Source organism: Exiguobacterium sp. SH5S4, assembly GCF_004337045.1.
Taxonomy (GTDB): Bacteria; Bacillota; Bacilli; order Exiguobacteriales; family Exiguobacteriaceae; genus Exiguobacterium; species Exiguobacterium aurantiacum_A.
The window spans coordinates 63,258-89,911 of record NZ_SJUQ01000008.1; the positions used below are offsets into that span (position 1 = coordinate 63,258).

The 26,654-nt window shown below is 52.2% G+C and carries 26 protein-coding genes, 8 tRNA genes, 1 rRNA gene and 1 riboswitch; of the genes, 5 read left to right on the top strand and 30 right to left on the bottom strand.

Features of this window, described 5'->3' with window-relative positions:
* Nucleotides 1–14: 14 nt before the first annotated feature.
* Nucleotides 15–554 (bottom strand): ribonuclease FAU-1 family protein, encoded by a 540-nt coding sequence (locus tag EVJ32_RS06635; RefSeq protein WP_131457610.1) that lies wholly within the window; start codon nt 552–554, stop codon nt 15–17.
* 209 nt (nt 555–763) lie between these two features.
* Between EVJ32_RS06635 and EVJ32_RS06640 the strand changes: the two genes are divergently transcribed.
* A complete protein-coding gene (locus tag EVJ32_RS06640) occupies nt 764–1,510 on the top strand; it encodes a hypothetical protein (RefSeq protein WP_070329299.1) in 747 nt (248 codons plus the stop codon).
* Here EVJ32_RS06640 and EVJ32_RS06645 read toward each other — a convergent pair whose 3' ends face one another.
* Nucleotides 1,511–2,479 (bottom strand): phosphotransferase family protein, encoded by a 969-nt coding sequence (locus EVJ32_RS06645; RefSeq protein ID WP_131457611.1) that lies wholly within the window; start codon nt 2,477–2,479, stop codon nt 1,511–1,513.
* Nucleotides 2,480–2,523: 44 nt separating this feature from the next.
* Here EVJ32_RS06645 and EVJ32_RS06650 point away from each other — a divergent pair, with 44 nt between their 5' ends.
* Together EVJ32_RS06650 and thiW are read left to right on the top strand one after the other, a co-directional pair.
* Entirely contained in the window at nt 2,524–2,844 is a 321-nt protein-coding gene (locus tag EVJ32_RS06650; protein WP_070329301.1) for a hypothetical protein, read from the top strand.
* A 24-nt stretch (nt 2,845–2,868) separates the two neighbouring features.
* A riboswitch (TPP riboswitch) is annotated at nt 2,869–2,967 on the top strand.
* Between the two features lie 63 nt (nt 2,968–3,030).
* Nucleotides 3,031–3,519 carry an energy coupling factor transporter S component ThiW gene (thiW, locus tag EVJ32_RS06655; protein WP_131457612.1) on the top strand — a complete coding sequence of 163 codons (489 nt, stop codon included), beginning with the start codon at nt 3,031–3,033 and terminating at the stop codon, nt 3,517–3,519.
* Between the two features lie 34 nt (nt 3,520–3,553).
* On the opposite strand, the gene EVJ32_RS06660 is transcribed toward thiW, so the two are convergent.
* Both EVJ32_RS06660 and EVJ32_RS06665 read right to left on the bottom strand, forming a co-directional pair.
* Nucleotides 3,554–4,033 carry a GNAT family N-acetyltransferase gene (locus EVJ32_RS06660; protein WP_084812999.1) on the bottom strand — a complete coding sequence of 160 codons (480 nt, stop codon included), beginning with the start codon at nt 4,031–4,033 and terminating at the stop codon, nt 3,554–3,556.
* Entirely contained in the window at nt 4,015–4,518 is a 504-nt protein-coding gene (locus tag EVJ32_RS06665; RefSeq protein WP_131457613.1) for a YcxB family protein, read from the bottom strand. Before EVJ32_RS06665 ends, EVJ32_RS06660 begins: the two co-directional genes overlap by 19 nt.
* A 93-nt stretch (nt 4,519–4,611) precedes the next feature.
* Between EVJ32_RS06665 and EVJ32_RS06670 the strand changes: the two genes are divergently transcribed.
* Nucleotides 4,612–5,010: a VOC family protein gene (locus EVJ32_RS06670; RefSeq protein WP_131457614.1), complete on the top strand. Its 399-nt coding sequence runs from the start codon at nt 4,612–4,614 to the stop codon at nt 5,008–5,010.
* Between the two features lie 112 nt (nt 5,011–5,122).
* A complete protein-coding gene (locus tag EVJ32_RS06675; protein ID WP_131457615.1) occupies nt 5,123–6,925 on the top strand; it encodes an LTA synthase family protein in 1,803 nt (600 codons plus the stop codon).
* Between the two features lie 41 nt (nt 6,926–6,966).
* Here EVJ32_RS06675 and EVJ32_RS06680 read toward each other — a convergent pair whose 3' ends face one another.
* The 26 genes from EVJ32_RS06680 to rrf all read right to left on the bottom strand — a co-directional run bounded on the left by EVJ32_RS06680 (nt 6,967) and on the right by rrf (nt 26,635).
* Nucleotides 6,967–7,851 carry a VOC family protein gene (locus EVJ32_RS06680; protein ID WP_131457616.1) on the bottom strand — a complete coding sequence of 295 codons (885 nt, stop codon included), beginning with the start codon at nt 7,849–7,851 and terminating at the stop codon, nt 6,967–6,969.
* Between the two features lie 14 nt (nt 7,852–7,865).
* On the bottom strand, nt 7,866–8,150 hold the full coding sequence (locus tag EVJ32_RS06685) for a putative quinol monooxygenase (RefSeq protein ID WP_131457617.1): 285 nt from the start codon (nt 8,148–8,150) through the stop codon (nt 7,866–7,868).
* A 101-nt stretch (nt 8,151–8,251) separates the two neighbouring features.
* On the bottom strand, nt 8,252–9,505 hold the full coding sequence (locus EVJ32_RS06690) for a methyl-accepting chemotaxis protein (protein WP_131457618.1): 1,254 nt from the start codon (nt 9,503–9,505) through the stop codon (nt 8,252–8,254).
* Nucleotides 9,506–9,889: 384 nt separating this feature from the next.
* A complete protein-coding gene (locus EVJ32_RS06695; protein WP_131457619.1) occupies nt 9,890–12,541 on the bottom strand; it encodes an MMPL family transporter in 2,652 nt (883 codons plus the stop codon).
* A 3-nt stretch (nt 12,542–12,544) separates the two neighbouring features.
* A complete protein-coding gene (locus EVJ32_RS06700) occupies nt 12,545–12,988 on the bottom strand; it encodes a MarR family winged helix-turn-helix transcriptional regulator (RefSeq protein WP_070329310.1) in 444 nt (147 codons plus the stop codon).
* Nucleotides 12,989–13,073: 85 nt separating this feature from the next.
* Nucleotides 13,074–13,577 carry a GNAT family N-acetyltransferase gene (locus EVJ32_RS06705; protein ID WP_161568786.1) on the bottom strand — a complete coding sequence of 168 codons (504 nt, stop codon included), beginning with the start codon at nt 13,575–13,577 and terminating at the stop codon, nt 13,074–13,076.
* A 76-nt stretch (nt 13,578–13,653) separates the two neighbouring features.
* Nucleotides 13,654–14,595, bottom strand: a complete 942-nt coding sequence (locus tag EVJ32_RS06710; protein WP_236634142.1) for an NAD(P)/FAD-dependent oxidoreductase — start codon at nt 14,593–14,595, stop codon at nt 13,654–13,656.
* Between the two features lie 66 nt (nt 14,596–14,661).
* A complete protein-coding gene (locus EVJ32_RS06715) occupies nt 14,662–15,348 on the bottom strand; it encodes a DUF975 family protein (protein WP_131457622.1) in 687 nt (228 codons plus the stop codon).
* Between the two features lie 106 nt (nt 15,349–15,454).
* Complete coding sequence (locus EVJ32_RS06720; RefSeq protein ID WP_131457623.1) at nt 15,455–16,033, bottom strand: YdhK family protein; 579 nt, start codon at nt 16,031–16,033, stop codon at nt 15,455–15,457.
* Nucleotides 16,034–16,164: 131 nt separating this feature from the next.
* Nucleotides 16,165–17,346, bottom strand: coding sequence for an MFS transporter (locus tag EVJ32_RS06725; protein WP_131457624.1), 1,182 nt, complete (start codon nt 17,344–17,346; stop codon nt 16,165–16,167).
* A 218-nt stretch (nt 17,347–17,564) separates the two neighbouring features.
* On the bottom strand, nt 17,565–19,361 hold the full coding sequence (gene glmS, locus EVJ32_RS06730) for a glutamine--fructose-6-phosphate transaminase (isomerizing) (protein ID WP_131457625.1): 1,797 nt from the start codon (nt 19,359–19,361) through the stop codon (nt 17,565–17,567).
* A 358-nt stretch (nt 19,362–19,719) separates the two neighbouring features.
* The gene (gene glmM, locus EVJ32_RS06735) at nt 19,720–21,078 is read right to left on the bottom strand and encodes a phosphoglucosamine mutase (protein ID WP_131457626.1); all 1,359 of its coding nucleotides are present in this window, start codon (nt 21,076–21,078) and stop codon (nt 19,720–19,722) included.
* Nucleotides 21,079–21,113: 35 nt separating this feature from the next.
* Nucleotides 21,114–22,394 carry a CdaR family protein gene (locus tag EVJ32_RS06740; RefSeq protein ID WP_070329316.1) on the bottom strand — a complete coding sequence of 427 codons (1,281 nt, stop codon included), beginning with the start codon at nt 22,392–22,394 and terminating at the stop codon, nt 21,114–21,116.
* On the bottom strand, nt 22,395–23,255 hold the full coding sequence (gene cdaA, locus EVJ32_RS06745) for a diadenylate cyclase CdaA (RefSeq protein WP_016508862.1): 861 nt from the start codon (nt 23,253–23,255) through the stop codon (nt 22,395–22,397).
* Nucleotides 23,256–23,387: 132 nt separating this feature from the next.
* Nucleotides 23,388–24,023 (bottom strand): polymer-forming cytoskeletal protein, encoded by a 636-nt coding sequence (locus EVJ32_RS06750; protein WP_131457627.1) that lies wholly within the window; start codon nt 24,021–24,023, stop codon nt 23,388–23,390.
* Nucleotides 24,020–24,595 carry an RNA polymerase sigma factor SigW gene (sigW, locus tag EVJ32_RS06755; protein ID WP_070329318.1) on the bottom strand — a complete coding sequence of 192 codons (576 nt, stop codon included), beginning with the start codon at nt 24,593–24,595 and terminating at the stop codon, nt 24,020–24,022. Before sigW ends, EVJ32_RS06750 begins: the two co-directional genes overlap by 4 nt.
* A gap of 131 nt (nt 24,596–24,726) precedes the next feature.
* Entirely contained in the window at nt 24,727–25,629 is a 903-nt protein-coding gene (gene rocF / locus EVJ32_RS06760; RefSeq protein ID WP_131457628.1) for an arginase, read from the bottom strand.
* A gap of 201 nt (nt 25,630–25,830) precedes the next feature.
* Nucleotides 25,831–25,906 (bottom strand) — tRNA-Ala (locus tag EVJ32_RS06765).
* Nucleotides 25,907–25,923: 17 nt separating this feature from the next.
* Nucleotides 25,924–25,998: transfer RNA gene (locus EVJ32_RS06770), tRNA-Gly, on the bottom strand.
* Nucleotides 25,999–26,006: 8 nt separating this feature from the next.
* A tRNA-Lys gene (locus EVJ32_RS06775) sits at nt 26,007–26,082 on the bottom strand.
* A gap of 5 nt (nt 26,083–26,087) precedes the next feature.
* Nucleotides 26,088–26,171, bottom strand: a tRNA-Tyr gene (locus tag EVJ32_RS06780).
* Nucleotides 26,172–26,177: 6 nt separating this feature from the next.
* Nucleotides 26,178–26,250 (bottom strand) — tRNA-Thr (locus EVJ32_RS06785).
* 27 nt (nt 26,251–26,277) lie between these two features.
* Nucleotides 26,278–26,353 (bottom strand) — tRNA-Val (locus EVJ32_RS06790).
* A gap of 4 nt (nt 26,354–26,357) precedes the next feature.
* Nucleotides 26,358–26,432: transfer RNA gene (locus EVJ32_RS06795), tRNA-Glu, on the bottom strand.
* 4 nt (nt 26,433–26,436) lie between these two features.
* Nucleotides 26,437–26,511 (bottom strand) — tRNA-Asn (locus EVJ32_RS06800).
* A gap of 8 nt (nt 26,512–26,519) precedes the next feature.
* Nucleotides 26,520–26,635, bottom strand: a 5S ribosomal RNA gene (gene rrf / locus EVJ32_RS06805).
* Between the last annotated feature and the right edge of the window lie 19 nt (nt 26,636–26,654).

Below are 26,654 nucleotides of genomic sequence, written 5' to 3' on the forward strand. Positions count from 1 at the left end.
CAGTACGGGAAGACTCAAAGCTTTTGCTTCAACTGCTCGTAATGCTCGTTCGCTAAATCAAAATAGACGAAGTCGCGGCGTTCGATCCGATCGAGCGTCGCCTTGAAATCACGCCAGCCACGGTCGACCATCTCCGGTGTGAGCTCACCTGACTTGGCTGCCGCTTCGAACTCATCCTCGTCTTTACGGACGACGTCACCGTTCGGGAAGATGAGGATGTCGAGCAGGAGGTCATCCATGTACGGAATCCCATCCTCATACCCGATCCCCTCGACGATATCGATGTACCATTGGACGATGTTGCCCCGGTCATCGAACATGACGGTCACCCCGAACGGTTCATGTTCTGAGAAGTACTGGAGCCACGCGTAACCTGCGTCGGCGACGATGAACTCCTCGCCGTTATGCATCTTATATTGTGGGGCTCGGACGGCGTCAATTTGAAAGAGGGCGACGGTGCCCGAGAAGCGATCGTCCCGCACCTCCATTTGTGCGTATCGATTTTTTAATATGCGTTCCCAATCACGACGATTGGCAAATTTTCGTTTTGGCATCTCTCTCTCTCCTTTAAATCAGTTTCCTAAATGTGTTCGCCAAAAGTCGACATTCCCCTGTTCAATCGTACAGGTTGTATTGATTGAACCAGACGAGGTAGCGATTCCATTTGCCCTAGATGAGAAAGTATCCAGGTTCTCATCCCATTTCATACATGCTACGCTAATGTAAAATAGGGAAATAATGTAACTTACTAGGGGGTTGTTTTATGAAACGGTTAGGACTACTTGGCTTAAGCGCGTTCTTGCTGACAGGCTGTACCGATCAAGCCGAGAAACCAATCGTCTCTCCTGATATGAACGAACAAGATGAAGAAGCGACGATCGAATGGACACGAGAAGATTTCAAAGACGTCTTTGACCAACACGAGACTGCCCAAGACTTGTTAGCAGCGCTCGAAACCCAAGGGCTAACACCGTTCCGGGAGACGTTCGAACGCGTCGTCATCGCCGGGGACGGGATCCATCATACATACGCCGATATTTATCCGTTCAAGCTCGACGACGGTACGTATGCGACCGTCTATGAGAATGAAGACGGTGAGATTGCCAACGGTCCCGAGTCGGTCGCACCGCTCTTTTGGCAAGAAGAGTCGTTCACGCAATTCGTTGAGGAGATTGAGAAGCGCAAATACGGGACGAGTGCCCCGCCGACCGACGTCACATTGACGCAAGACGAGTTTCAATCGATTTACGACCGCCATGCCTACACGTCAGCGCTCATCGTCGAGCTCGACGAATGGGGAGTTCAAGTCGCACGCGACCCAATCGAGAACGTCATCATTGCCGGGAACGGCGTCAAGGAAGTGACGGCCGACTTGATCGTCTTTGAGATCGAAAACGGCTACGCTATCGTCTACGACCAAGACGGTGAGATTTTGAAAGCACCGGAGTCGATCGCCCAGCTGTTTTGGAACGAGACGGATTATGAAAACCTGCTCGAGAAGAACGAGTGATCACGTACCGCGACGTTTCAAGTCCCGATACTCGAGGAACAAGTTAAGCCATTGGGCCGGTTTATCGGCTGACTCGGACGGATCATACCGATAGTTGGTAACATATACATGCCACGACAGTGCCCGATACACGCAACCGAGCTCTTCAGCGATCAACAAATGGCGCCATAGCACGTCCCGAGGCGCCACACCTTCCCACTCAGCCAAGTAGACGGTACGCATCTTCTGAATCTGTTCATACCATGCGACTTCATCGTCTTCTGGCAACAAGTCGTAGAGCGCGTTCCAAAACACACGGACGCTGAAGAACGGATGGGTGACGGTCGCATCGCCCCAATCGAGAATACATAAGTCATCCGTCTGTTTGCGCCAAAAGATGTTGCCGCCATGTAAGTCGCCATGCTCGAGACTCATCGGCACCCCAGTCGCGAGCTCGTCGCACATGGTGAGGAGTTTGTCTTGGAGCGCCAGCACCGCCTCTGCCTTATCTCGATCTAACCCCGTACATAACTCGGGTAAATACGTCCGTATCTCTTCTTTTAGACGAGCCGGACGCCGGTCCGGGATGCCGTAGGCCAAAAGCGTATCCATGTAATTCGCTTCTTTTCTCTGTAGTTTCGCATATTGACGCACAGCCGCTTCGTACCGACTGTGCTTAGGGTATTCGCGAAGTGCATCCCCGCCGATGTCTCGCATAAGTAGCCAGTTGCGTGCCGCGTCAATGGCGATGACCTCCGGGACGAGTCCCGGATGCCGTTCGGCTAGATGCATCGACAGTTCAGCCTCGCCATCACTAATTGGCGTCACCGCCTTGGCGTAGTAACGGTCTGCTCCGTACTCTCCATACATCAAGTATGTCAAATCCGTATCTTTCACAACCCGCCACGTCACGCCTGGCACATGGCCATCGAGCCAGTGCTCGAACTGTTCACGGTAAGACTCGTCACGCCATGGGATCGCACTCCTCACTGACCTCACTTCCTTTCACCACACTTCGTTTAGGAGGAAATAATATGGACGTTGTCTATTATTCATACCCGGTCGATGCGTTACTCTATATGTATTTAGGTGCGACGGCTGTCTTCAGCTTCATAATCGGCCTAGTCGTTCGCCGCGTGGCTAGACGTCCAGATATCAGCTTTTGGACGACAATCGTGCTCAGCTTTGTCGGACTATGTCTTTCACTCGGCTGGTTCCGTAACGCCTCGGTCACCGTATTTATGGGCACACTCCCGTGGCTCATCAATCTCGTGTTTTCCCTGTTTTTATACGCCCTGTATAGCGGTATCATTTATTTCATCTTCCGACCGCGAAAAATTGAGGCAACAAAATAACGTTATGCTATACTCAAACCAATAAACGACCACTAGGGGAGCCTTCGGGCTGAGACGGCAACTGCCGGACCCTTCGAACCTGATCTGGCTCATACCAGCGTAGGGAAGTGGCTTGGATACGTCTGTCTGTCCACGCCACTTTTCCACTTGGAGAAGTGGCGTTTTCATTTTGAAAGGAAACACTTCATGCGTATTCAACAACTCACTTGGATGGCGATGCTCATCGCCATCGCCATCATCGGCTCCCTGTTCATCTCCATCCCGACCGGTGTCGCCCGGGCCTATCCGGTGCAACATATGGTGAACGTCATCGCCGCCGTCACCGTCGGTCCGATTGGTGCCGTCCTCGTCGCGTTCGTGACCGGACTCGTCCGTGTCATGACCGGGACCGGGTCGTTGCTCGCCTTCCCAGGTGGTATGATCGGCGCCTTGCTTGCTGGACTATTTTACGTGCGGACGAACCGGGTCGCTTTCGCTGCGCTCGGTGAAGTCATCGGGACGGGCGTCATTGCCTCGCTCATCGCCGTCCCGTACGCGAAAATCTTAATGGGTTCTGAGTTTGGGGCGCTGTTCTTCTTCCCGGCCTTCCTCGCCTCGAGCGTGACCGGAGCCATCCTCGGCTGGATCGTCTTGGCGCGGGTCAAACAGTTGCGTCCACTCACGGTGAAGCGATAATTGAACAACAACCACCAAAACAGGGACGGCCGACTTAGGAAGGCTGTCCCTGCTTCACGTGATACACCCAAATCTCTTCCCCGTTCGCTTCATCAATCAAGCCACTGTCCTCAAATCCGCCCTTCGCATAAAACCGTTTCGCTGGTTCGTTCGTCGGATGGAGACTGAGGATGATGTCATCGACATCAAATCGCTCTTGCATCCACTCAATCGCAAGTTGCAAAAATGTTGACCCGATGCCTTTCCCTTGCTCATCCATATCAATCATAAAGCGGTCGAGCCAGACGTAACGCTCCACCTTGTTCTCGGCCCCGACCATCATGAAGCCGACCGGTTGATTGTCTCGACAGAGCGCGTAGCACGTCCACGCGTACTTGACGTCGACGTCCATCTCGCGGAGCGATTCCGCGTTCGTTTCGATAAAGCGGGCCTGACCAGGTGCGACGGTCAAGGCGACGACCGCATCCAAGTTCGTCTCATCAATCGGTTGAATCGTCAACGCATCGGTAGCCATCGTTGTACCTCCTCCATGTCCTGCCCGCGTTTCGGCAAGATGTAGGCGCTGACCGACGAGTTATACAAATACACATAATCGGCTTCCTCGACGACTTCCTTGATGCCGCTCCATGAGACTTTCGTCTCCCCGAACGCATTTTTGTCACGAAGACCGTCTTCATCCAGATCCATCGTATGCGGGCCGATCATGCCTTCATTGCTTCGTTCTTGAATCATCCGCTTCGTCTGTTTTCGGATATGCCGTTCAAAATACTTCGGATAATACAGGAACCAGAGGAGGCTGATGACGCCATACACCCCAAACAGCCACCAGCTCGTATCTTGAAACAATGTCGCGAACGTCAAAGCGCCAACACTTAAAATAATGACGGGTCCGATGATGCGCTGCAGGAATAGCATCCTCTTCCCCATCTTTGAACGTCTAATATGACTCAAGTTGAAGCGAATGTAGTCTTCTTCCGTCAATTCGTATTGGATTTCCATATGTATCCCTCCTCGGTGTCGTATACGTCTTCTTTCAAGAAAAGTTCCGCTTCAGGCTCCTATTCGCTAAAATGAAAGCAAAGGAGTGACACGATGAAACAAATCCACCATCTCTGTATCCAAACGCCCGACTACGCGGCGTCGAAGCAATTTTATGAAACGCTCGGTTTTGAGCTCGTCCAAGAGTCACCCGACTTCCATACCCGGGCGTTCAACAGTTGGCTCAAGCTCGGCGACTTCTATATCGAACTTCAGACGGCGAAGGCGGACGAGGCGTTATCGCCGTATTCGAAACATGCGGCTGGACCCGTTCACTTCGCCTTGTACGTCGATGACCTTGAAGCGGAAGTCGGTCGGCTCGAGGCGCTCGGTGTCACGTTCTTGCCGAAACACGGCGGGAATATCTACTTCGTCGTCGATGGCCACCTGAGCAAACTACAAGCCCCAGAAGGCACGATTATCGAGCTTCGGGACACGTTTTTGATTAAGTGAGGCGCTCGCCTCGCTTTTTTTCGTCCGCATCGCACACCCCCATGTTTCCCGCCACCTACGAACAGGTACATGAAAAAGAATACGACGTGTACGTACCGTTTGGAGGCTATTTATGAACCATCTTGATTATTGGAGTTATCTGTCACTATCACTTGCCAAACTATTTTTATTCAGCGTCTTGACCGCGAGCGCGTTCAACGTTCATTTTTTACTCGTCAACATCGGGATGATTCTCATGATGACGAGCTGGGCGTTGCTCGTGAAGACGAAAACACGGCGCTGGATTTTATTCGCCTCGCTGTTTCTACACAGTACACTCCTCATCTCCGACGTCTGGTATTATCGCTATTTCGGCAATCTGTTGTCGGTCGCGCTTTTGTCAGACGTTGGTCAGATGGGCGACGTCGGCGGCGGCTTCCTGACGTTGATTCAACCGACCGACTTTCTATTGTTCGCGGACTTGGTGCTTTATACCGCTGTCCTCGTCTATATGAGAAAAAGACCTGCGCAAGTCACAGGAAAAAACCGCCGGATCGCCGCTGCCGGTTTTGTCATCGGCTTGACCGCCTTCGTCGTTCCGTTAACCGTCAGTCAGCCGAATGATGACGAGCAAGCACCGATTTCAAACATGCGTGAATATTACGAGTACGGCTTTTGGGGGTATCACGGCCTCGACTTGTTCCGTGGCATCGGCGACCAACTCGGCTTCGGAGGCGACTTAACCGGACAAGAAGAGACGCGGCTCGGTACCTCGACTCCAACTGACGTCAAGACAACGGCGGATACGAACGTCATCATGCTGCAGCTCGAGTCGTTCCAGACGTCGGTGATCGGACAGACGATCAACGGACAGGAACTGACGCCGAACTTGAACGCGCTTCGTGACGAGATGCTGTACTTCCCGAACTTCTATCATCAGACGCACGAAGGCCGGACGTCGGATGCGGAATTCACGGTCAACACCTCGCTCTACCCGGTCAAATCCGGTTCGGTGTACACTCAGTACGGTGACCATACGTTTGACGCCTTACCTGAACGTTTGCGCCAAGCCGGCTATGATACGGCCGCGATGCATGCGTTCGACAAAACGTTTTGGAACCGCGACAACGTCTATGACAATATCGGCTTCAATCATTTTTTCAGCAAAGACGATTATCCCGCTCAGGACGTGATCGGCATGGCACTTAACGACAAAGACTTCTTGACCACTTCCGTCGAAGCGATGGACACGTTAGCGGAACCGTTTTATGCGTTCATGGTCGCTTTGACGAGCCATACGCCGTACGACATTCCGGAAGAAGAGAAGCGTTTGGACTTGACCGGATATGACGATCCGCTGCTTCAAAACTATTACCATACCGTCCATTACGTCGACGCGGCCGTCGGGTTGATGGTTGATCAATTGAAGGCGAACGGGACGTGGAATAATTCGTTAGTCGTCTTTTATGGCGATCATGACAGCGGCCTGACCTCAGCAGGTGACGAGATGGCCGAGACAGAAAACGCCGATTCGGCCGTCGAACTGTTTCAGCTCGACCGTTCTGTTCCGCTCTACATCAAGCCAGCCAACTTGAACGAAGGTCGAACGATCGAAGCGAGCGGCGGTCAAACGGACATCGCCCCGACCATCTTGGAGTTGCTCGGGATGGAACCCGCTTACATGCTCGGTAGCCCGCTGCTCGACGACGAGCCGAACTTGACCGTGTTCCGTAACGGGTCGTTCCGGTACGACACGCTCTACTATGTTCCAAACTTGACCGATCCCGTCGGAAACGGGACGTGTTACGCGGTCGAGACAGGAGACGAGCTACCGCTCAGTCAATGTGAGCCTTTCATCGACGAAGCAGCTGAACAACTGCGTCTGTCCGATACGATCATCGAGAAAGACGCACTCTCCAAAACAAAACGCGAATAACACCATGCCGCCCTGATTCGCTAAGGTCGGCATGGTTCGTTTCAATATACTTTCCGCAACTCGGTCAGCTCGATCTTCTTCATCGGCAAGAACGCTGCCGTTACCCGCGCCAACTGTTCCGGCGTGCCGGTCGTCAGCATCTCTTCCATTTCCCACGGAACGATTTGCCAGGAGACGCCGTAGCGGTCCTGTAGCCAACCGCATTGTTCGGCTTCAGGTACGGACGATAGTTCATCCCAATACGCATCGATTTGTTCTTGTGTCTCACAAAACGCGATCAACGACTGCATCTCGTTGAAAGCGAACTGGTGATGCTCGGCACTGTCCATGACGATGAACTCACGTCCAGATAAGACGAAACGGGCGTAGTTCAACTTCCCTTCTAATTCTGGGCCATCGTCTTTATCGTAACGGATCATCTGATCGTCGAGCACGTACGAGTCCGGGAACACTGTGACCCAATCGTCCATCGCCGCCTCGGCCCGGCCGAACGCCTCCCCGACGAACAACAGACACGGCGTCACCGTCTGGATGTCCATGCCGCCGTTGTGCATGATTTGCCAAGAGACACCGTGCTTGTCTTTCAACCAGCCGTAACGTTCACTAAAGTCGTACGTGTCGAGCGGCGTGAGCACGTCAGCACCGTCCGATAACTTGTCCCACAGCGTATCGACTTCTTCTGACGTCGGGAGCGAAATCATATAGGAGAAGGACGGATTCCGCTCCTTCAAGTTACCCGCACCGAGCAATTGAAAGAACTGACCAAAGAGTGAGACGGTGACGACCGTCGTCTCGCCAGGCGGGGTGTCGATAAGTTTCGTCGTATAATCGACGAATGAATCAGGAAATATCGAGACGTACCAATCGGCAATCGCTTCGACGTCTTGTTCGAACCAAATACACGGAATAATCGGTTGTGTGATCATCGGACTGTCTCCTTTCAGACCTCTCGCAAACGGTACACGTCACGGACAGCGAGTAACGTCTCGGCAGCTTGCCGATACGCTTGATAGTGGCTTGAGTTGATATGATGGTCGAGCGCCGTCTCGTCCCGATACTTCTCGTAGAACACGAACGTACCCGGCGCATCGATCGACTCGTGTAACACGTAGGCGAGACACCCTTCTTCCTGCCGCGACGGCGGGATGACCTGATCGAGTGCTTGACGCAACTCACTCTCTTTGCCCGGGTGAGCCTTTAAGATAGCTGTGATTGTAATTTCCATTGATCGTTCCTCCTCATGTTAGGACTGACGCAAAACTTTTCCCGTTTTAGAAGAGATGTATACGCAAATGGACACGCCTATTTTCAAGGCGTGTCCATCGTTTAGACGAGTTCGTTCGCAATCTCGTTCAATTCTGCAATTTGATCTTTCAATGAAGCCAACGCCTGTTGCTGCGACGTCGTCAACACATGCACGTCTTGACTGTTCTCTTCGAGAGCTGTCATCAGTGCCGACATTTGGCCCGTCACTTGATGGACTTTGTTCAGTTCTGAAGCGACGACTTGGAGCTGGGTCGATGTCTCATCCACCGTGCTCGCGACCGTCCCTGTCGTCTGAATCATAGAAAGAATCGACGTCCCACTCTTACGGACTTGTTCTTCCTGCGTCGACAAACGTTCTGTGCTGCCATCGATCGCCCGTTCCGTCACTTGTACCTCTTGCATGACGAGTTGGATAATATCATTGATTTGAGATGAGGCTTGGGCGGTTTGAGCCGACAAATTTCGAATCTCGGACGCGACGACGGCAAACCCTTTCCCGTGCTCACCCGCTCGCGCCGCTTCAATTGAGGCGTTGAGCGACAGGAGGTTCGTCTGAGATGAAATCTGCTGAATCGTCCCCGTGATCGTCCGTACTTCTTGGAAGCGCTCCGCCAACCCTTTAAACGCATGATTGACTTCACCGATACTTAAGTTCAGTTCAGCAAGCGAACGTTCTGTCGAGTCCATGTTTTCATGCGAGACGTGAGCGTCCTGCAAGACGCCACTCACTTGAGACGTTGTCTCCTGGAGCTGCTGCTGCATTCGTTCAAACGCCTGTACAGTTGAATGGATTTGTGAAGCGACAGTTTGGATAAGACCTGCCTGTTCAGATGTTCGTTTCGTCATCGAACCGATTTGTTCCGTCACTTGTTCCGAAGCATTTGTGACTGAATCGACTGAATCATTCATCGTGAAGACAGCTCCGTGAAGCGTAGTCGCACTCGCTGTCGTTTTCGCCATTGTCAGCTCGATTTTTCCTGCATGTTGTTCTGCTTTCTCTTGCTGTGCGAACGTCTCATGCAACAACTTTGCGCCAAAGAAGGACACAAAGTACGCGCCAGACAAAGCCATTGTGAGCACCGTGAACCAAATGACGAGGTCGAGCGGCGTTGCAAATGAAAAGCGCCCAATCAAGACAGCTGAGACCGAGACGATTAGCGCGAGCATGCTACCATATAGAACAAGATGACGATTCAAGTACATCAACGTCAACACGATGTAAAGAAAGACGACATTTTGAATCGCCGCACCTGGTAGCGTCAAGATAATCGCTGAAGCCGCAATGTACATCAATGTGACGAGCCCATACTTCAACCAAGCATGCTCTACATAGAAGCGATGGCCGAGCTATGACCCAATCTGAATGACACTCCCCACCACAATAAAACTGACTGCGTCTTGTCCAGCGAGCTCCCCGATCCAGTATAAAACACCCATAATCGGATAAGAGAGGAAAAATAAAACGATCAACATACGCGATACTAACAACGAGCTCATTTTTTCAAAATGATTCACCATGATTGTTGCCTTCTTTCAGTAGAATAAAGATCTACACTATATTTCGGTGCATTTTTTCAAATATGAAGTTTGTTTTTCGCTATTCTGCCCACATTGACTAAACAAATAAAAACTGTCCCTCAAATTGTCATTTGTACTTAACAATTGAGGGACAGTTTAATTGAATGACGTCTTGTTTAGTCATTTATTCTTTCGTTTGAACGGCCACCAAACACCATCTCCGAACGATACGGTGATTGCCGGGATGAGGAGTGGCAGCACGATCAACCCGTACAATAACAGACCGGTGATGACGATCGTCGCGATCTGGACGAGGCTGAGTACACCAGACGGAATCATCGCCCCGAACGTCCCGGCGAGGATGACGGCTGCCGTCATGATGACCGTCCCCATCTTCGTCATGGCGTGGACGAGCGCGTTACGCACCGTCATCCCGTTAATCGATTCTTCACGGAACCGATCGAGTAGGAAGATCGAGTAGTCGATGCCGAGCGCGATCAACATGACGAACCCGAAGAACGGTACGGCCCAGCTGATGCCGTCATAACCGAGCCCTTCAACGAAGATGAGCTCCGTGATCGCCGCTGACGTGTAGTACGTGAGCAACAGTGACCCGATCATATAGAGCGGCATGATCATCGAACGGAATAGTACCGTCAAAACGACGAACAGCGTCACGAGCATGATGGCGACGGTCCGATTGAAGTCGTTCGTCGATGTCTCGTTTAAATCGCTGTTAATGCTTGAAATCCCGGCGTAACCGATGGTCGCGTCGTCAAATGGGGTGTCCGTCACGACACGTTCCATCGTCTGTTTCAACGTTTCGACCGTATCGATTGCTTCCGGCGAGTACGGGTCCATATCAAGGATGACCTCGAGTTGTGTCGCCGTCCCCTCGTCGAACACGTAACGCTCGACGGCCGGGGCGAACTCGTCTGACGTGAGCGTTCCTTCCGGTAAATAGACGCCCGTATCACGCAGGCTGTCCGCTTCACTGAGTGCCGAGAGGAACGCCACCGCGTCGCCAAGACCGGTTTCGATTTGCGCGAGCCCAGCGTTCGCTTCACCGACACCAGTCGCGAGTTGGCCGAGACCCGATCCGAGCTCACCGACTTGCGCACCTTGCGCCGTCAACGCAGACGCTGCTTCATTGATACCCGCCTCGATCTGACTGAGACCACCAGACACTTGTTGCAGTTGCGCCACAGTCGCCGGGATGTTTTGCGTCGCCGTGAGACCTTGTCCGATCAAACCGAGTTGGGCGTTCAGTTGGCCGAGTCCGGCTGCCGCTTCCGCGAGCGGCGCCCCGGCGTTTGTCGTACCAGCCGGCAGTTGACTGACGACCGCGTCTAGACCGGTCTCGACTTGAGCGAGCCCGTCTTGCACGTCACCGAGACCGCTCTCTGCCTCGGCAAGCCCTGAACTCACTTGTTCGAGTTGCGTATCGACATAAAAATCATCGATGACGTCACCGGTCGGACGTGTGATCGAACGGACACCGCTCACACCATCGACTTTTTCTAATTCGCTCGCGAACTTCTCGATGTACGGAATATCCGACTCGGTCAGTTCCGACTCTTGCTTCAAGATAATTTGAACCGGGAGCGATTCGCCTTGTCCGAACCCTTCCGAGATCAAATTGAGACCGCGCACCGAGTCATAATCGTCACCGATCTCATCGACCGTATTGAACGACCGGGCATCGTCGTACGTGAATAACACCGGCACGGTGATCAGTGCGACGACAAGGATCGAGACGAACGGACGATTGACCGAGATGCGGCTGAATCCAGCCCACAGCTTGCTGTCGTGATGCTCGCCTGCTTTTTTCGACGGCCAGAACAAGCGATTCTTAAGCGTCGCCATAAAGAACGGCACAACCGTGAACAAGATGAGCAACAAGACGGCAATCCCGACCGCGACCGCGACGGCCGACTTGAAGATCGGAAAATCGGCAAATCCGATCGCGGCGAAGCCGACGAATACGGCGAGACCACTAATGAGCACCGTCCGCCCAGCCGTCTTATACGTGTTGACGATGGCGTCCTCGATCGCGTGCCCGGCGCTGAGTTCTTCTTTATACCGGCTAAGAAGCAGGATGCAGTAGTCGGTCCCAATCCCGAACAAAATCGCCACGAGGAAAATTTGTGTGTAGTTCGAGACCGGGAAACCGAACCAGTCGACGAAGAACGCGACGAACGATTGGCTGAGGAGATAGGTGAACCCGACCGCGATCAACGGAATGAACGGGGTTACGATTGAACGGAACACGAGCAAGAGCAGTCCGAAAATCAACACGACCGTGATGATCTCGGTCTTCTTCAACCCTTCCTGCGCACTCAAGTTCACATCGTTGTTGATGATTTCTTCACCTGTGATGTAGACGGTCTCGTCTGTCGGGAGGATGTTCTCGCGGACATCGTCCGCGAAAGCGTTGATGTCCTCCATCGACCCTTCGACCGTGATCGGGACGAGGACGATACGTTCATCTTCCGAGACGAGTTGTGCCTCCGTCTCGGCGTTCTCGAACGGGTCGAGCACATCTTTGACGACCGTATCATTTTGTTCCAGCTCGTCGATTACCCGGGCAATATCGGCCCGTTCGGCATCTCCGAGCGCTTCAAATTCATAGACGAGCGAAATCGTCTTATCGCTCTTGCCCGCAGCGTTCAAGATGTCTTGCGCGCGTTGCGAGTCCATGTCTTCAGACAGTTGGAAACTTCCCGCCTGTTCTGCCTGTTCGGTCAAGTTTGGTGCCGCGACGAACAAGGCCGCCGTCAACACGACGAGACCGATCAAGATGCCGAAGCGCCATTGAATAATTTTGCGCACGTGTTATTCCTCCCCAATTCGAAGCAGCTCTTTGATTTTCCGGAACGTCCGGACGAACTGTTCGATCTCTGCCTCATCTATTTTCCCGTCGAGTAGTGACTCGACATAATGGTAGACGGCCGTATCTGCCTGTTCGACGACGTGGTGTCCCGCCGCTGTCAGTTCGATCAACCGTTCGCGTTGGTCTTGCCCGCGTCGACTGACGACGAGCTGTTTCTCAACGAGTTTTTTTAAGCGGTTTGAAACGGCGCTCTTATGCACACCTTGTTTCATCGCCAACTGACCCGCTTGAATCGGGCCGAACTGTTCGAGCAGTTTTAATAGTTGGAGCTGTTCACGCGAATACTCGCGCCAGACGTCGCCTTCCATCGCCTCAATGACATGTTCCGCTCCGTGGAACATGACTTCTTCAAATAGTTGGACGGCCTCCCGCATCAATTCTTTCATTTTGGTTTACCCCCTAAACTAGTTAGAGATAGTTTATGCCCTAAACTAGATGCCGTCAAATAAAAAGACCGACGAAGTAGGCGCTTCATCGGTCCATTTCGTAAACGTATGTGTAAAAAGATAAGAATCGTCCTTCCCATTCAATCTGATGTATTTCATCTTCACGAGAAAAGCCAGAACGCATCAAGACGTGTTGGGACGCCTTGTTATCTGTCGTCGTCTTGGCAATCAATCGTGTGAATCGAGGAAGGTTAAGCGTAAGTAATTGCTGAAGAGCTGCGGTGGCATATCCACGACCTACATAGTCCCCACCGATTCGATAGCCGATTTCCCCGGTCTCGAAATTGACATGATGGATGTTGAGACGCCCCACGATGGCCTCACCATGACAAATCAAATAATAATATCCATCCCCGTTCACTTGTTCGGCCAACAAACGTTCTAACGCCTGACGAAATGCTTCAGGTTCATAGTACGCGTCTCCACGGCTCGGGACGTAACGCTCGAAATAGGGACGGTTCTCACATTCAAACGTGTACAATGCGGTTTCGTCCTGTATGCGCAACGGTTTCAGACTCACCCGATTCACGTAATCAACGCCTCCTTTCTCAAAATCGTATGCCTGACTATTCGGCGTCGTGATCAAAAAACCTTCCGCAGAAGGTTTAGGACCGCATCGCTGCCGCAACGCGGAGACCCGAGACGTACGCACTTTCGAACCGGGTCCGCCCTGAAGCATCGTCCGGCTCGAGGAAGACGTCACCCGCCAAGTAAATCGGGGCGTCGTTCAATTTATAGTACGGCTCGTGCCAAACGTCTGTCGCCTGGGCGTAGCGCCACCGCTTCAACTGTCTCGACTGAATCGCTACGTCTCCGGTCACGGTTGTTAGCAACCGCTCGATTTCTTGAAGCGTGTCTTCAGCAGGACGCTCATACCAAGCTTCACTCCACGCCTCATCCATGTAGACGCTGACGAGTTCTGTCGCCGAGATGCCTTTTTGCCGGTTGTTGATGATTTTCAACAGACCAGGTGCCAAGTCCGTGTCGATAATCCCGTCCGCACCGATTTGGGTGTCGCCCGCGAACTCGAACAACCCGACGAACGTCGGGGCGTAAGTCAGCTCACGCAACGACTCAGCCACCTGACTCGATAAGTCAGCGAGCAGCTCGAACGTCTGTGGGAGCGGTGACGTGATGAGGAGACGGTCATAGTGGCGCGTCGCCACGTCTGTCGTGACGACGACCGTCCCGTTCTCCATACTGACCGTCTCGACTTGTTCGTTCAATTGGACGGTCAAGCCGTCTGCCAACTGTTTGGCGAGCGCGTTCATGCCGTCACGGGCGACGTACCGCGGATACGGGTCGGCGTACCAGACGCTTACCCAGTCCCGCTCGACCCAATCGGCGACCGCCTGTTTAAGCGCTTCCCCGCGTACGGTGAAATAGACGGCCCCGTGATCGGCTTTCCCGGCCCCGATCCGTCGGGTCGCCAAGCGTCCACCGACGCTCTGGCTCTTCTCAATCAGTTCAACCGTATGTCCTTGCCGGACGAGTTCCCGTGCTGCGACAATCCCACTAAGTCCTGCCCCAATGATTCCAATATTCATGTGCATTCCCCCTCTTTCAGGAAGATTGTATCACGAGTCAGCGTGTCAAATCAGACTCGATGCGCTTCACGCCGAGCGGTTCCATTGCTCGTCATACGCCCGACGTGCGTCTTCATACATGATCGCGAATCGACTGATGATGAACGGGCGGATGAGTGACGTCGCGACAAGGAAAATCCATGAGCCGAGAACGACCAAATCGAGCCGTATGTAAAAAATCCAACCGACTAAATACATCGGGATAAACGGCAAAATCAGTTTGAACGCATCCCATTTTTGCCCGCGCATCAAATCCCTTGATTTCGTAATTGCCTCTGTAATGGACAGGTCCGGCTCGTCGCGCAAGATGAAATACGTGAACGCATACGAGAAGTACTTCACGATGCCAGGTACGACCAATAATAGTGTCCATAAGACTTGGAACAACATGATGAGAAGCGTCGCAAGCAGATGCTTCCCGTAGCGGTGACGAAACGGAGCGAAGACGTCACTCAATCGAACTGTCTGGCCTCGTACCGTCTCTAATATGAGCCAGTTGTATCCGACGATAACTGGGTAGAGGACTATGTAAAATAAGATACCACCAAGGCTAAGGACGGTCAGCGCAACAGATTCTATCGCCAAGCCGTAATAGGTCGGGTCTACCATCAATCCTATCTCTAATAGAACCGAGCACGCGAACGACCAGATGAGCAACATCCCCGTCTTCCCTTTTAACGCAGTATGCGCTCGCTCATTCCATGTGTGAACCATATTATTTCCTCTTTTCATTCGTGTTTCCTGTCTTATACGCAACGCGACATGAAATGTTTCAAACTCCATAGAAAAACAGGGCATCGCCCTGTTTTTAGTCTTCTCGTCACTCTTTCGGTTCTAATTCATTTTCAGTCACCCATTTATGATTCGTCACTTCTTCTCCGTCTTGCAACATGAAGTTGACCATATACACGGTCGTTTGTTCACTGGAGTCGATCGTCGCGGTCGCGCCGTCCATGCCTTCCATATGGTCGGACTGAAGCGTCACCTCGGTCCCATCAGCAAGCGGAGCTGATTCGGATGTATCGAGTTCTTCATGAATCACCCATTTATGATTCTCGACCGGTTCCCCGCCATCTGTCGGTGTATACGTGACCGCGTAAGCTGTAGTCTCATAAGCACCGACGATCTTCGCTTCCGCGCCTTCCATCTCAAGCATATGGTCCGCAGTCAACACGGCCATCGAGTCAATCGGATACGTCGGGTCTGCCGCTTCTTCTAACTCGGCAGGCACCTCACCCGATCCCGAATGGTCCATCGCGCCATGCTCTTCTTCTTGCTCTGCGATTTGTTCTTCTGTCACGTCAATAGCTTGGTCTTCTTCTGTCGTATCACCGCAGGCGGCGAGTGACGTCGCGAGCAACATGGCACCAAGTGTCGTCGCCCATTTCTTTTGTTTCATCGAATCGCTCCCCTCATTTGTGCCGTCTCATATTTACTGTACCCTGATTGCGCTCGGACAAGACATTTGTAGCGGATTCGTTATCTAACTGAAAAAACCGTCCTCGAACGAATCGAGGCACGGTCTTCGAATTAATGGTGCTTAATCCTTCTTAAAAAATAGAGCATCGGTAGTAGCAACAGTGCTGACGCCCCGAGCCCCCCTTGAATCGACGTATATAGGGCGACGAGGCCGATGAGTGGACCGCCGGCGACTTGGCCGAACGCATCGACTTGACCGAACATCGACAAAATCGTCGCCCGACCCTTGGATGGGAGCCGCTCGTTCGTCATGACGCTCATGAGCGGATAATGCACGTTCCGAAGCGCGGCAATCGTCCAATACAACAAGACGGCCACAAAGAATTGTCCGACCCATGCGAACGCAAGCATCGTGAGGATGAGCAAAACGTTGAACCAAAACAATGTCGTCGCGTAGCGTCCTTTGATGTACGTCTCGACACCTTTGAGGACGAGCATGTTCAGTAAAAACGCAACGGCATAAAACAGGCCGAACCAATAGATGGCCGCTTGTTCTGACAACCGAAACGTATCGATCAAATGAGCGCCCCACAACCGGTCGAACCCTTCGCTCGCGAGTCCCCAGACGAGCGTGATGGCGGCCAACCCAACGAGGATCGTATTGCCGCGGATATGGGCGTAGCCTTCTGCTACCGTCTGCTTCGCCTGAAGCAGATTTGAGGTGCCAGCTCGGGTGATCGGCTCAAACTTCGTTTCCGGGATTACTTTCCAGATGAGGAGCGCGAGTCCTATTAACAAACCTCCAGCGACGACAATCGTCGTTTGCACGGACGTCATTTCTGCGAATAGCACCGCTATCCCAATCCCGATAAAGCGACCGAGTGAACTGTACTGAGCGCCTCGTAAAAACACCTGTTCTAACTCCTGGTTCCCCATTTCATCGGCAATCCACGCCTGCTCAGCCCCGCTGATGAACGTCCAGCCGATTCCCCACAGTGAAGAGGCGACCGCGATGGCCCAAAATTCTGGGATGCCGCCTTCTAACAAGTGGGCTAGTCCGATCAAACCGGTGCCGATGACAATCGACCGTTTGCGGCCGTACAAATCCGCGACGAGTCCCGTCGGCAGTTCGAACAGGAAAATCGATACTTCTAAAATCGTGCCGATCAAGACGAGCTGCAGCGCGTTCAGCTCGGCGGTCGTCACGTAATAGATGGCGTTCAGCGTGAATACCATCTGGATGACAAGTGAGCGCGAACTCGTGACCATGTAATACAGTTGTTGAATCTTCAATTGGGTAGTCCTCCGATATGATTGTTCCAATACGGTAAATCATCGGAGGAGGTGGGCCAACTTATGAACGCACTTCCTCCGGCAGGATGAATGTTTTAAATGTTTGGATTCGCATGGCGTTCTCTCCTTAGTCGTTTATAAACTCAGTATATCAAGCCGGTTGACGCAACGTAAATCACAAAAAAAAGCCAAGATCTCGAAAGATCTTGGCCTACTCTTTATTCTACAGTTACTGACTTCGCCAAGTTACGTGGCTTGTCGACATCACAGTCACGCGCGAGTGCAGCGTAATATGAGATGAGTTGAAGCGGGAGTACCGTCACGAGTGGTGTGAGCAACGGCTCGACACGCGGCAAGACGAATGAATCACTCTCGTGTTCCATGCCTTCCATCGAGATCGTGCAGGCAACTGCGCCACGAGCGACAACTTCCTTGATGTTTCCACGAATGTTGAGGTGCGTGTTCGGTTGCGAGACGAGCGTGATGACCGGTGTGCCGTCTTCGATCAACGCGATCGGTCCGTGCTTGAGCTCACCGCCTGGGTAGCCTTCCGCTTGGATATACGAGATCTCTTTCAGCTTGAGCGCGCCTTCGAGACCAACGTATGAATCCATCCCACGACCGAGGAAGAACGCGTTACGTGATTCTTTCAAGAACTTGTCAGCCAACTGCTCAAAGATTTCTTTTTGAGCCATGACCGAGTCCATGATCGTCGCGATGCGAGCGAGTTCCGTCATAAGGTCGAACGGAAGCTTCTTCCCGTTCGCACGAGCGATGTCGTAAGCGAGGATCGCCAGCACGGCGATTTGCGCCGTGTACGCTTTCGTCGATGCGACCGCAATCTCAGGGCCAGCATGGAGGAGCATCGTCTCGTTCGCTTCACGCGACAGCGTTGAACCGGCAACGTTCGTGAGTGTGAGCGCTTTGTAGCCGCGCTTCTTCACTTCGACGAGGACGGCACGGCTGTCGGCCGTCTCACCTGATTGTGAGATGAAGAGGAACAATGGTTTCTCCGTGAGGAGCGGCATGTTGTAACCGAACTCTGACGCGACGTGCACTTCAGTCGGCACACCAGCGACGCGCTCGATCAATTGCTTGCCGACGAGACCAGCGTGGTAACTCGTTCCACAAGCGACGATGTAGATGCGGTCTGCTTCTGAGACGAGCGAACGAACGCCTTCCGTGAGCTCGATGTCGCCATTGTCGTTCTGGTAGTGTTGGATGATGTTACGGATGACGGCCGGTTGCTCGTCCATCTCCTTCAACATGTAGTGCGCGTACGTGCCCTTCTCGATGTCTGACGCATCGATCTCGGCCGTGTACGGCGCGCGCTCGAGCACGTCGCCGTCGAGCGTCTTGATCGTCGCCGACTCACGTGTCAAGATGACGATCTCGCCGTCGTGGAGCTCGAGGTACTGGTCCGTCACTTGGAGCATCGCCATCGCGTCCGACGCGACGACGTTGAACGTACCATCACCAAGTCCGACGAGGAGCGGCGACTTGTTCTTACCGATATAGAGGCGCTCTTTGTCCTCTGAGTCGATCATCGCGATCGCGTACGAGCCGTGGAGCTCAGACAACGTCTTGCGGAAGGCCAATTCGACGTCACCAAGTGCGACGAAGTTCTTCTCCATCAATTGAACGATGACTTCCGTGTCCGTCTCTGAGAGAAACGGTGCGTCGAGCGTCGCCTTGATCTGCTCGTCGTTCTCGATGACACCGTTGTGGACGAGCGTGAAGCGGCCCGTCGTGCTCTGGTGCGGGTGGGCGTTCGGTACGCTCGGTACCCCGTGTGTTGCCCAACGTGTGTGGCCGATTCCGATCAATCCGTCTACTTCTGCTGGGACGACTTCGCGTAGCGCCTTGATGCGACCGACTTCCTTATGAACGTTGACAGAGTCATGCATCAACGCAAGACCTGCCGAGTCATAGCCACGATACTCGAGTTTTTCCAGACCTTTGAGAAGGATTTCCTTCGCTCCGATATTCCCAATCATTCCTACAATTCCACACATACAAAAATCTCCTCTATATTCGATTTCTCGAAAAAGGAAACGGGCTTTTTCAAAGAGCTGTCAATGCGCTCCCCTTTGGCCGTCCGGTCACCCGAACGTTTTGAGGGATTGCTTTTAGTCGTGACAGGCGACTAGGAGGCATCCGCCGAAATCTCGATAACCTCCAACCTCGTCAACTCATAAAGAGTTCTGGCGCTTTCTCGTACTTTGTGCCCCTCCGTTTCTAAGGTCACGCTCTTAATAGTACAAATCACACCCCCATCCGTCAAGAAAATCAAATGATTTCACAGTGACAAAACGGAAACAAAAAGGGAACCCAAAATTGGATTCCCTTGTGTTATTCCCTGTTTCGACAAAATTATCCTTCAACACCGTAATCTTCACGGACGACTTGAGCGATTTGTTCGACGTAACGGTCGCAGTCTTCCTTCGTCGGCGCTTCAGCCATCACTCGAACGAGTGGCTCTGTACCTGATGCCCGGACGAGAATACGCCCGTTTCCGTTCATTTCAGCTTCCGCTTCTTGAATCGTTGTGAGCACGCGCTCCCCTGTCATCGCATCCTGTTTATTCGTGACGCGAATGTTGACGAGCGTTTGTGGATAGACCGGCATTTCAGCTGCTAGTTCAGACAGCTTGCGTCCTGTCGTCTTCACGATTTGTGCGAGTTGGACACCCGAGAGCATCCCGTCGCCCGTCGTCGAGTAATCGAGGAAGATGAGATGACCCGACTGCTCGCCACCGAGCGTGTAGTTATGCTTCTTCATCTCTTCGACGACGTAACGGTCACCAACAGCTGTTTGAAGAGCCGTCATACCTGCGTCTTCGACTGCTTTGTGGAAGCCAAGGTTACTCATGACTGTCGCGACAATCGTATTGTCTTTCAAACGACCTTTTTCGCTCAAGTATTTTCCGCAAATGTACATGATTTTATCGCCGTCGACGATGTCGCCGTTCTCATCGATTGCGATCAAGCGGTCTCCGTCTCCGTCAAACGCAAGGCCCATGTCCGCTCCCTTTTCGCGAACGAATTGTGCCAAGTGTTCCGGATGTGTCGAGCCGACGCCTTCATTAATATTCAACCCGTTCGGTGAACTACCGATTGTCGAGACGTTCGCTTCAAGGTCAGCGAACAAGCGAGCCGCAAGGCCGCTCGTCGCGCCATGGGCACAGTCGAGGGCGATATGGAGACCATCGAGGTCCTCATCGACCGTCTGTTTCAAGAGTTGAAGGTATTTTTGTGCCCCTTCATAGTAGTCCGAGACGAATCCGAGATCTTTCCCTGTCGGACGCGGGAGTGTATCTTCCGCCGCGTCGAGAATCGTTTCGATCTCTGCTTCAGTCGCATCATCGAGCTTGAAACCGTCGCTACCGAAGAATTTGATGCCGTTGTCGGCAACCGGGTTATGTGAAGCTGAGATCATGACACCTGCTGTCGCGTCAAGCGACTTCGTCAAGTAAGCCACACCTGGTGTCGAGATGACACCGAGACGCATCACTTCCGCTCCGATTGACAAAAGACCTGCGATCAGTGCGCCTTCGAGCATATGACCTGAAATGCGTGTGTCACGCCCGATCAATACTTTCGGCTGTTCACCGGCTGGCAAGTGCTTCGATAACACGTAACCACCAATGCGTCCTAAACGATAAGCTAGTTCTGCTGTCAATTCTGAGTTCGCGACACCGCGGACCCCATCTGTTCCAAAATATTTACCCATATATTCGTTTCCTCACTTTTGTATGATTGAACGTCTCATTGAAGCGAAGACGTTTCGGTTTGGTCTTCGACGCTCGTTAACTCGACGTCGATTGTTTTCGGCGAGACGACCGTCGCGCCTTTCGGTACTTCATAGTCTACATCGACCCCATGCAAACCACTCGGCAGACCCGTCAAATCTAGTGTCACACTGATGCTGTTCGACGTCACGCTCTCAAGGAGTGACCGTTTACCTGACAATGTGACGCTGACGACTTCCGGTGCTTGAAGCGTATAGTTCGTCCGATCATAGCCTCTGACCGTGACAGGCACGGTTAAACGGATGCGTTCCGTCAATTCCCCGGTATCATCTCGCGTTTGATCATCCGCTCGGACGAGTAGCTGGACTTCCACTTGCTCGGCAGCGAGCGATGATGCGCCTTCCGGCAGGACAAGCTTCGCTGTCACTTTCCCCGTTTGATCGACGCCATCAAGGTCAATCGGCTCGGTCTCAACACGGTCTAGTGCATCGAGCACTTCGCGCGGTGCGAAAACACGGACTTCTGTTTCCTCTAGCAACGTGTCAACGAGCCTGAATTTATCGGCAACTTCGCCGGTCGTGACAGCTTCAATCGGGAACACGGCACTTTGTTCATAGACAGGAACCGTGACGTTGATGATGTTCGGTTCGACCGTCACGTTAAGCGGGTTTCCGTTCGCATCTAAAATCGTCGGCGGCACCTCACGCGTGAACGTCTGGTTTTGATTCGCCACATCGACGTTCAACGTGATTTCTTTTACGTTTTGAATCCGGCTTTCGCCACCAGAAACTTTTACAGTCGCCGGCTCGATTTCCGCTTCTCCGACCACATACCCTTCCGGCAACTGGTCTTTATTTAACAAGTTGACCGATACAGGTACTTCAACTGTCTGTTTTCGATCGATGTAAATTTCAACAGTGTCACGCTCAAGTTTTACGTTTACATCCCCACCGAAACCCCGTGCTTCCACCGGGACACGATGGAACCCAGTACCGAGGTTCGTTAAATCGACGAACACTTGATAATCTTTCACCAATTTTGTCATCGTCAAACTACTCGATGGACCTTGCAGCTCAACGTTCATCTCTTCAGGAACGTTGTACGCGACGTATTGTACTTCATCGAAGAATACTTCGACAGGAACGTCAAGCGACATCGAACTTTGCCCAACAATCGGCAATGCATTTGTTGAATTGGTCGACGAGCTCGTCTCGGCGACCATAAAATAAAGAAGGATGGCTAAAGCAAGTGCGATGATGCGGAGAAACCATTTATGTTGTAACCACTGATCAATCACTTACTTGTCCCCCCCTTTTTTATTAAAGAACGAGAGTGTCGTCTCTTTTTCTTCAATAACAAGTTCTTGGATCAACTTGTTGCGAAGTGCCTCCTCGTCTAGCTCGCGGTATAAACGTCCAGCAATCGCCAGAGATACCGCACCCGTCTCTTCTGAAACGGTGAGCGTCACGCTATCGGTCACTTCACTGACCCCGATCGCGGCCCGGTGTCTCGTCCCGAGCGCCTTATCGATGTGCGGGCTTTCCGAGAGCGGTAAATAACAAGCCGCCGCTGCAATTTTCCCGTCTTGGATAATCATCGCCCCATCGTGAAGCGGTGTATTCGGAATAAATAAATTGATGATCAGTTGTGACGTGATGTGCGAGTCCATCCGGATACCGGTTTCAACGTATTCGTTCAACCCGGTATCTCGTTCAATCGCGATCAACGCCCCGATTCGACGTTTCGACATGTACTGTGCCGAACTGACAATCGCTTCGATCATTTGTCGTTGCTTGTCCTCATCGCTCGTGCTCGTACGACCGAACAAATTGCTCGTTCGCCCTAAGTGCTCGAGCCCGCGTCGAAGTTCTGGTTGGAAGATGATGATGATCCCAAGCAAACCATACGTGATCACTTGGTTCAGCAAGAACTGTAACGTCTTCAAACCAAAGAATCCGCTGAGGAACCAGCTGACGAGGATGATTGAAATCCCTTTTATCAGTTGGACCGCTTTTGTCCCACGGACGATCATCATCAGTTTATAGATGACGTACGTGACGACGACAATATCTAAAACATCATTCAAATAATCGTACCAATGTACGTTCTCTGAAAGACTAAAAAATGATAAGATTGAAACCTTTTCAAGTAGCGGCAAATGCTCCCCTCCTCAACTACCTAGCCAATTCGTGCAAGTTTCATTATATCATATTTCCCAAACAACGCATCGTTAGATGACAAAACGAAACCAGATTGAAACGAATGAAAAAGACGCCCTGAGGCGCCTCGATTAAAGTATTTGCTTGATGGAGTACCAAACCCACTCAAAAATCCGGTCGATTTGTTCGAGCTCTCCGGTCACTTCACCCGCACTGGCCAAATAGGCTCGGCCGTGCACGGCTGTCGCATTGCCGTTGACGGTACCTTCGATCCGCAGGTCCCCGCCTTGGACCGTAATATCACGCTCGACGATGACGTCTTTCGGTACGACGACCTCGTTCTCTGTGACAACGATTCCAGGTACTTTCGTGTACGTCATGGTTTCGGTAGAGCCGTTCCATAAACCGAGTGTCGCGCTCGACATTAAACTAAAGAATAGTAAGGCCGCGACGAGTCCCGGATGCTTCCGCAACCAAGTCATCTGTTTCGAATGCGGTTTTCTCCGTGGCCGTGGACGGTCTTCAAGACGCACGATCGGTGTCGCCGGCGGAGACGTTTTCGCTTCAGGAATGGCCGCCATCACGCGCGCCGTAAAATCGTCTGATAGCTTAGGACGTGGAAGTGCTTTAAGTTCGGCATCTATTCGTTCGTACTGAAGGTACGCCTCGTATAAGGCTTCGTCCTCTAGTAATTGACGTAATTCGTCAGATTCTTCGGGCAGGATGCCATCTTCCAAGTATTGTTGCAGTTTCTCTTCAGGAGTCAATTGAACCCCTCCCTGTTTTGAAAGATTGTTTTTAACATTTCTCTTCCCCGGAAGATCCTTGTTTTAACCGTTGCGACCGGCATATCGATCATGACGCTAATTTCTTTGAGCGACAAATCGTCCACGTACTTGAGCAGTAACGGGATACGATATTTGTCCGGCAGTTGCTGGATTGCCTCATGCATTTCGCCTCGAATCTCGCGGTGAACGACTTGGGCGTCGGGTTGGGGGGCATCATCGGCCAAATGGTCTTGATAGGTGAGACCATCCGTGCCAGCGATTTCGGCATCCATCGAATACTCCGGCTTTCGCTTTCGGAGACGATCGATGGCGACGTTCGTGGCGATTCGATACAACCATGTCTTGAACTTATACTGCGGATCATACGTATCAATCCGGGTATATGCACGAATGAACGTCTCTTGGGCAGCATCCTCGGCTTCGCCACGATCGTATAAAATCTTAAAGGCGACGGCAAAGACACCATCCTTGTACAGTTCTACCAGCTCAGCAAACGAATCGTGATTCCCCGACCTTAATTCGTCTACTAAACGGGTGGTCAGCCGTTCCATCAATCCACTTCCCCTCTCCGCAACCTATGCGGTCAATACAGTATACGTTCAGTTGTCTGATCAGGTTTCACATCACACAAAAAAAGTTTCCAAACCCATTGTAGCAAACGGATTTGGAAACTGTAAGGCGATTAGACTGTTTTGCTTTCCAGTAACAGGTTTTCTTTGGATTTCAAAATCGTTTCGCATAAACTGAAGGCGAGTTGAACGGTTGTATCCTCTTGGTCAAGTGCAGGGTTCAATTCGACGAGCTCGATCGCAATCAACTCGTCGGCTTTCATCGCTTCCGCCAAAATTGCTTTCCCTTCCTCTGCCGTCAACCCGCCATCGACCGGGGTTCCTGTTCCAGGGACGAGTTGAGCGTCCAAACTGTCCATGTCAAAGCTGAGATAGAAGCGATCGACACGATTACGTAAATACTCGATCGTTTCAGCCATGATTGTCTCGACGCCACGCGTCCGAACTTCTTCGACCGTCACGACCTTGATCCCAAGCCGCTTAATCTCTCGCATCTCTCCCTCATCAATATCACGTAAAGCGATGTAAACTAGATGTTCTGGCGCAAGCTTTGGTTCACGCCCTCCGACTTCCGTCAATCGGATGTCACCTAGTCCCATCGCAGCGGCAAGCGGCATCCCGTGAATATTGCCTGACGGTGATGTTTCCCCCGTATTCAAATCAGCATGGGCATCGACCCAAATCACGCCGTACGGTCCGGTTTTGGCGAGCCCAGCTAGTGTACCGATTGCCATGCTGTGATCGCCCCCAACGATCAACGGGAATCGATTCGCTCGGACATCGGCAGCAACGACGTCTGCCAGCTCATTGACCGTATACAAGACGCCGTCTACACGCTTTAAATGTTCTTCATTCACTTGAATTTCTGACTCTGGCAAGACGCGAATCGTTTGTTGTAGCGTCCCTTTTGGCAGTAATGCCTCAATTCCGAGTGTTCGCAATTTAGTTGGACCTTGATCGACTCCGTGTTTCCCCTGTCCGTAACGGAGTGGTACTTCAATATATGACCATTGCATAGCCATTCCCCCTTGAGCAATTGATACCTACATTGTAAACGCTACCAAATGTGTGGTTCAACTTCACACACCGGTGAATAAACATACAAAAAGGCAGCCTGAATGGTGGCAGGCTGCCTTTCTCTGTACTCTTAAGTGAATGGTTTCATGGATTTACGCAAAAAAAAACTTAAGTCGTAAGTAACTTAAGAAAAAAACAAATGGTGGAGCCTAGCGGGATCGAACCGCTGACCTCCTGCGTGCAAGGCAGGCGCTCTCCCAGCTGAGCTAAGGCCCCATTACAGGGAATAAATATGGAGCGGAAGACGGGATTCGAACCCGCGACCCCGACCTTGGCAAGGTCGTATTCTACCACTGAACTACTTCCGCGAAAAAAATGGTGAGCCATGCAGGGCTCGAACCTGCGACCCTCTGATTAAAAGTCAGATGCTCTACCAACTGAGCTAATGGCTCAAACCTGGTGGGGGGGGGCGGATTCGAACCGCCGAACCCGAGGGAGCGGATTTACAGTCCGCCGCGTTTAGCCACTTCGCTACCCCCCCAAGGAGTGCCGGCGAAAGGATTTGAACCCTCGACCCTCTGATTACAAGTCAGATGCTCTACCAACTGAGCTACACCGGCATATATGGTTTGATTGGTTAATTAAAATGGTGGAGGATGACGGGATCGAACCGCCGACCCCCTGCTTGTAAGGCAGGTGCTCTCCCAGCTGAGCTAATCCTCCAAAATGGTGACCCGTACGGGAATCGAACCCGTGTTACCGCCGTGAAAGGGCGGTGTCTTAACCGCTTGACCAACGGGCCTTATTGGCTCCGCAAGTAGGATTTGAACCTACGACCTACCGGTTAACAGCCGGTTGCTCTACCACTGAGCTATTGCGGAACGATCTTGCCTGGCAACGTCCTATCCTCACAGGGGGAGACCCCCAACTACTTTCGGCGCTGAAGCGCTTAACTTCCGTGTTCGGCATGGGAACGGGTGTGGCCGCTTCGCTATCGCCACCAGACAAGGGAATTGTTCCCTGA

Coding starts and splice junctions, on each gene's coding strand:
- EVJ32_RS06635 (WP_131457610.1), bottom strand. CDS start 554: ATGCCAAAACGAAAATTTGCCAATCGTCGTGATTGGGAACGCATATTA.
- EVJ32_RS06640 (WP_070329299.1), top strand. CDS start 764: ATGAAACGGTTAGGACTACTTGGCTTAAGCGCGTTCTTGCTGACAGGC.
- thiW (WP_131457612.1), top strand. CDS start 3,031: ATGCGTATTCAACAACTCACTTGGATGGCGATGCTCATCGCCATCGCC.
- EVJ32_RS06665 (WP_131457613.1), bottom strand. CDS start 4,518: ATGGAAATCCAATACGAATTGACGGAAGAAGACTACATTCGCTTCAAC.
- EVJ32_RS06650 (WP_070329301.1), top strand. CDS start 2,524: ATGGACGTTGTCTATTATTCATACCCGGTCGATGCGTTACTCTATATG.
- EVJ32_RS06720 (WP_131457623.1), bottom strand. CDS start 16,033: ATGAAACAAAAGAAATGGGCGACGACACTTGGTGCCATGTTGCTCGCG.
- glmS (WP_131457625.1), bottom strand. CDS start 19,361: ATGTGTGGAATTGTAGGAATGATTGGGAATATCGGAGCGAAGGAAATC.
- EVJ32_RS06670 (WP_131457614.1), top strand. CDS start 4,612: ATGAAACAAATCCACCATCTCTGTATCCAAACGCCCGACTACGCGGCG.
- EVJ32_RS06715 (WP_131457622.1), bottom strand. CDS start 15,348: ATGGTTCACACATGGAATGAGCGAGCGCATACTGCGTTAAAAGGGAAG.
- EVJ32_RS06700 (WP_070329310.1), bottom strand. CDS start 12,988: ATGAAAGAATTGATGCGGGAGGCCGTCCAACTATTTGAAGAAGTCATG.
- EVJ32_RS06680 (WP_131457616.1), bottom strand. CDS start 7,851: ATGATCACACAACCGATTATTCCGTGTATTTGGTTCGAACAAGACGTC.
- EVJ32_RS06685 (WP_131457617.1), bottom strand. CDS start 8,150: ATGGAAATTACAATCACAGCTATCTTAAAGGCTCACCCGGGCAAAGAG.
- EVJ32_RS06710 (WP_236634142.1), bottom strand. CDS start 14,595: ATGAATATTGGAATCATTGGGGCAGGACTTAGTGGGATTGTCGCAGCA.
- sigW (WP_070329318.1), bottom strand. CDS start 24,595: ATGGAACGGCTGACCACCCGTTTAGTAGACGAATTAAGGTCGGGGAAT.
- rocF (WP_131457628.1), bottom strand. CDS start 25,629: ATGCAATGGTCATATATTGAAGTACCACTCCGTTACGGACAGGGGAAA.
- glmM (WP_131457626.1), bottom strand. CDS start 21,078: ATGGGTAAATATTTTGGAACAGATGGGGTCCGCGGTGTCGCGAACTCA.
- EVJ32_RS06675 (WP_131457615.1), top strand. CDS start 5,123: ATGAACCATCTTGATTATTGGAGTTATCTGTCACTATCACTTGCCAAA.
- EVJ32_RS06660 (WP_084812999.1), bottom strand. CDS start 4,033: ATGGCTACCGATGCGTTGACGATTCAACCGATTGATGAGACGAACTTG.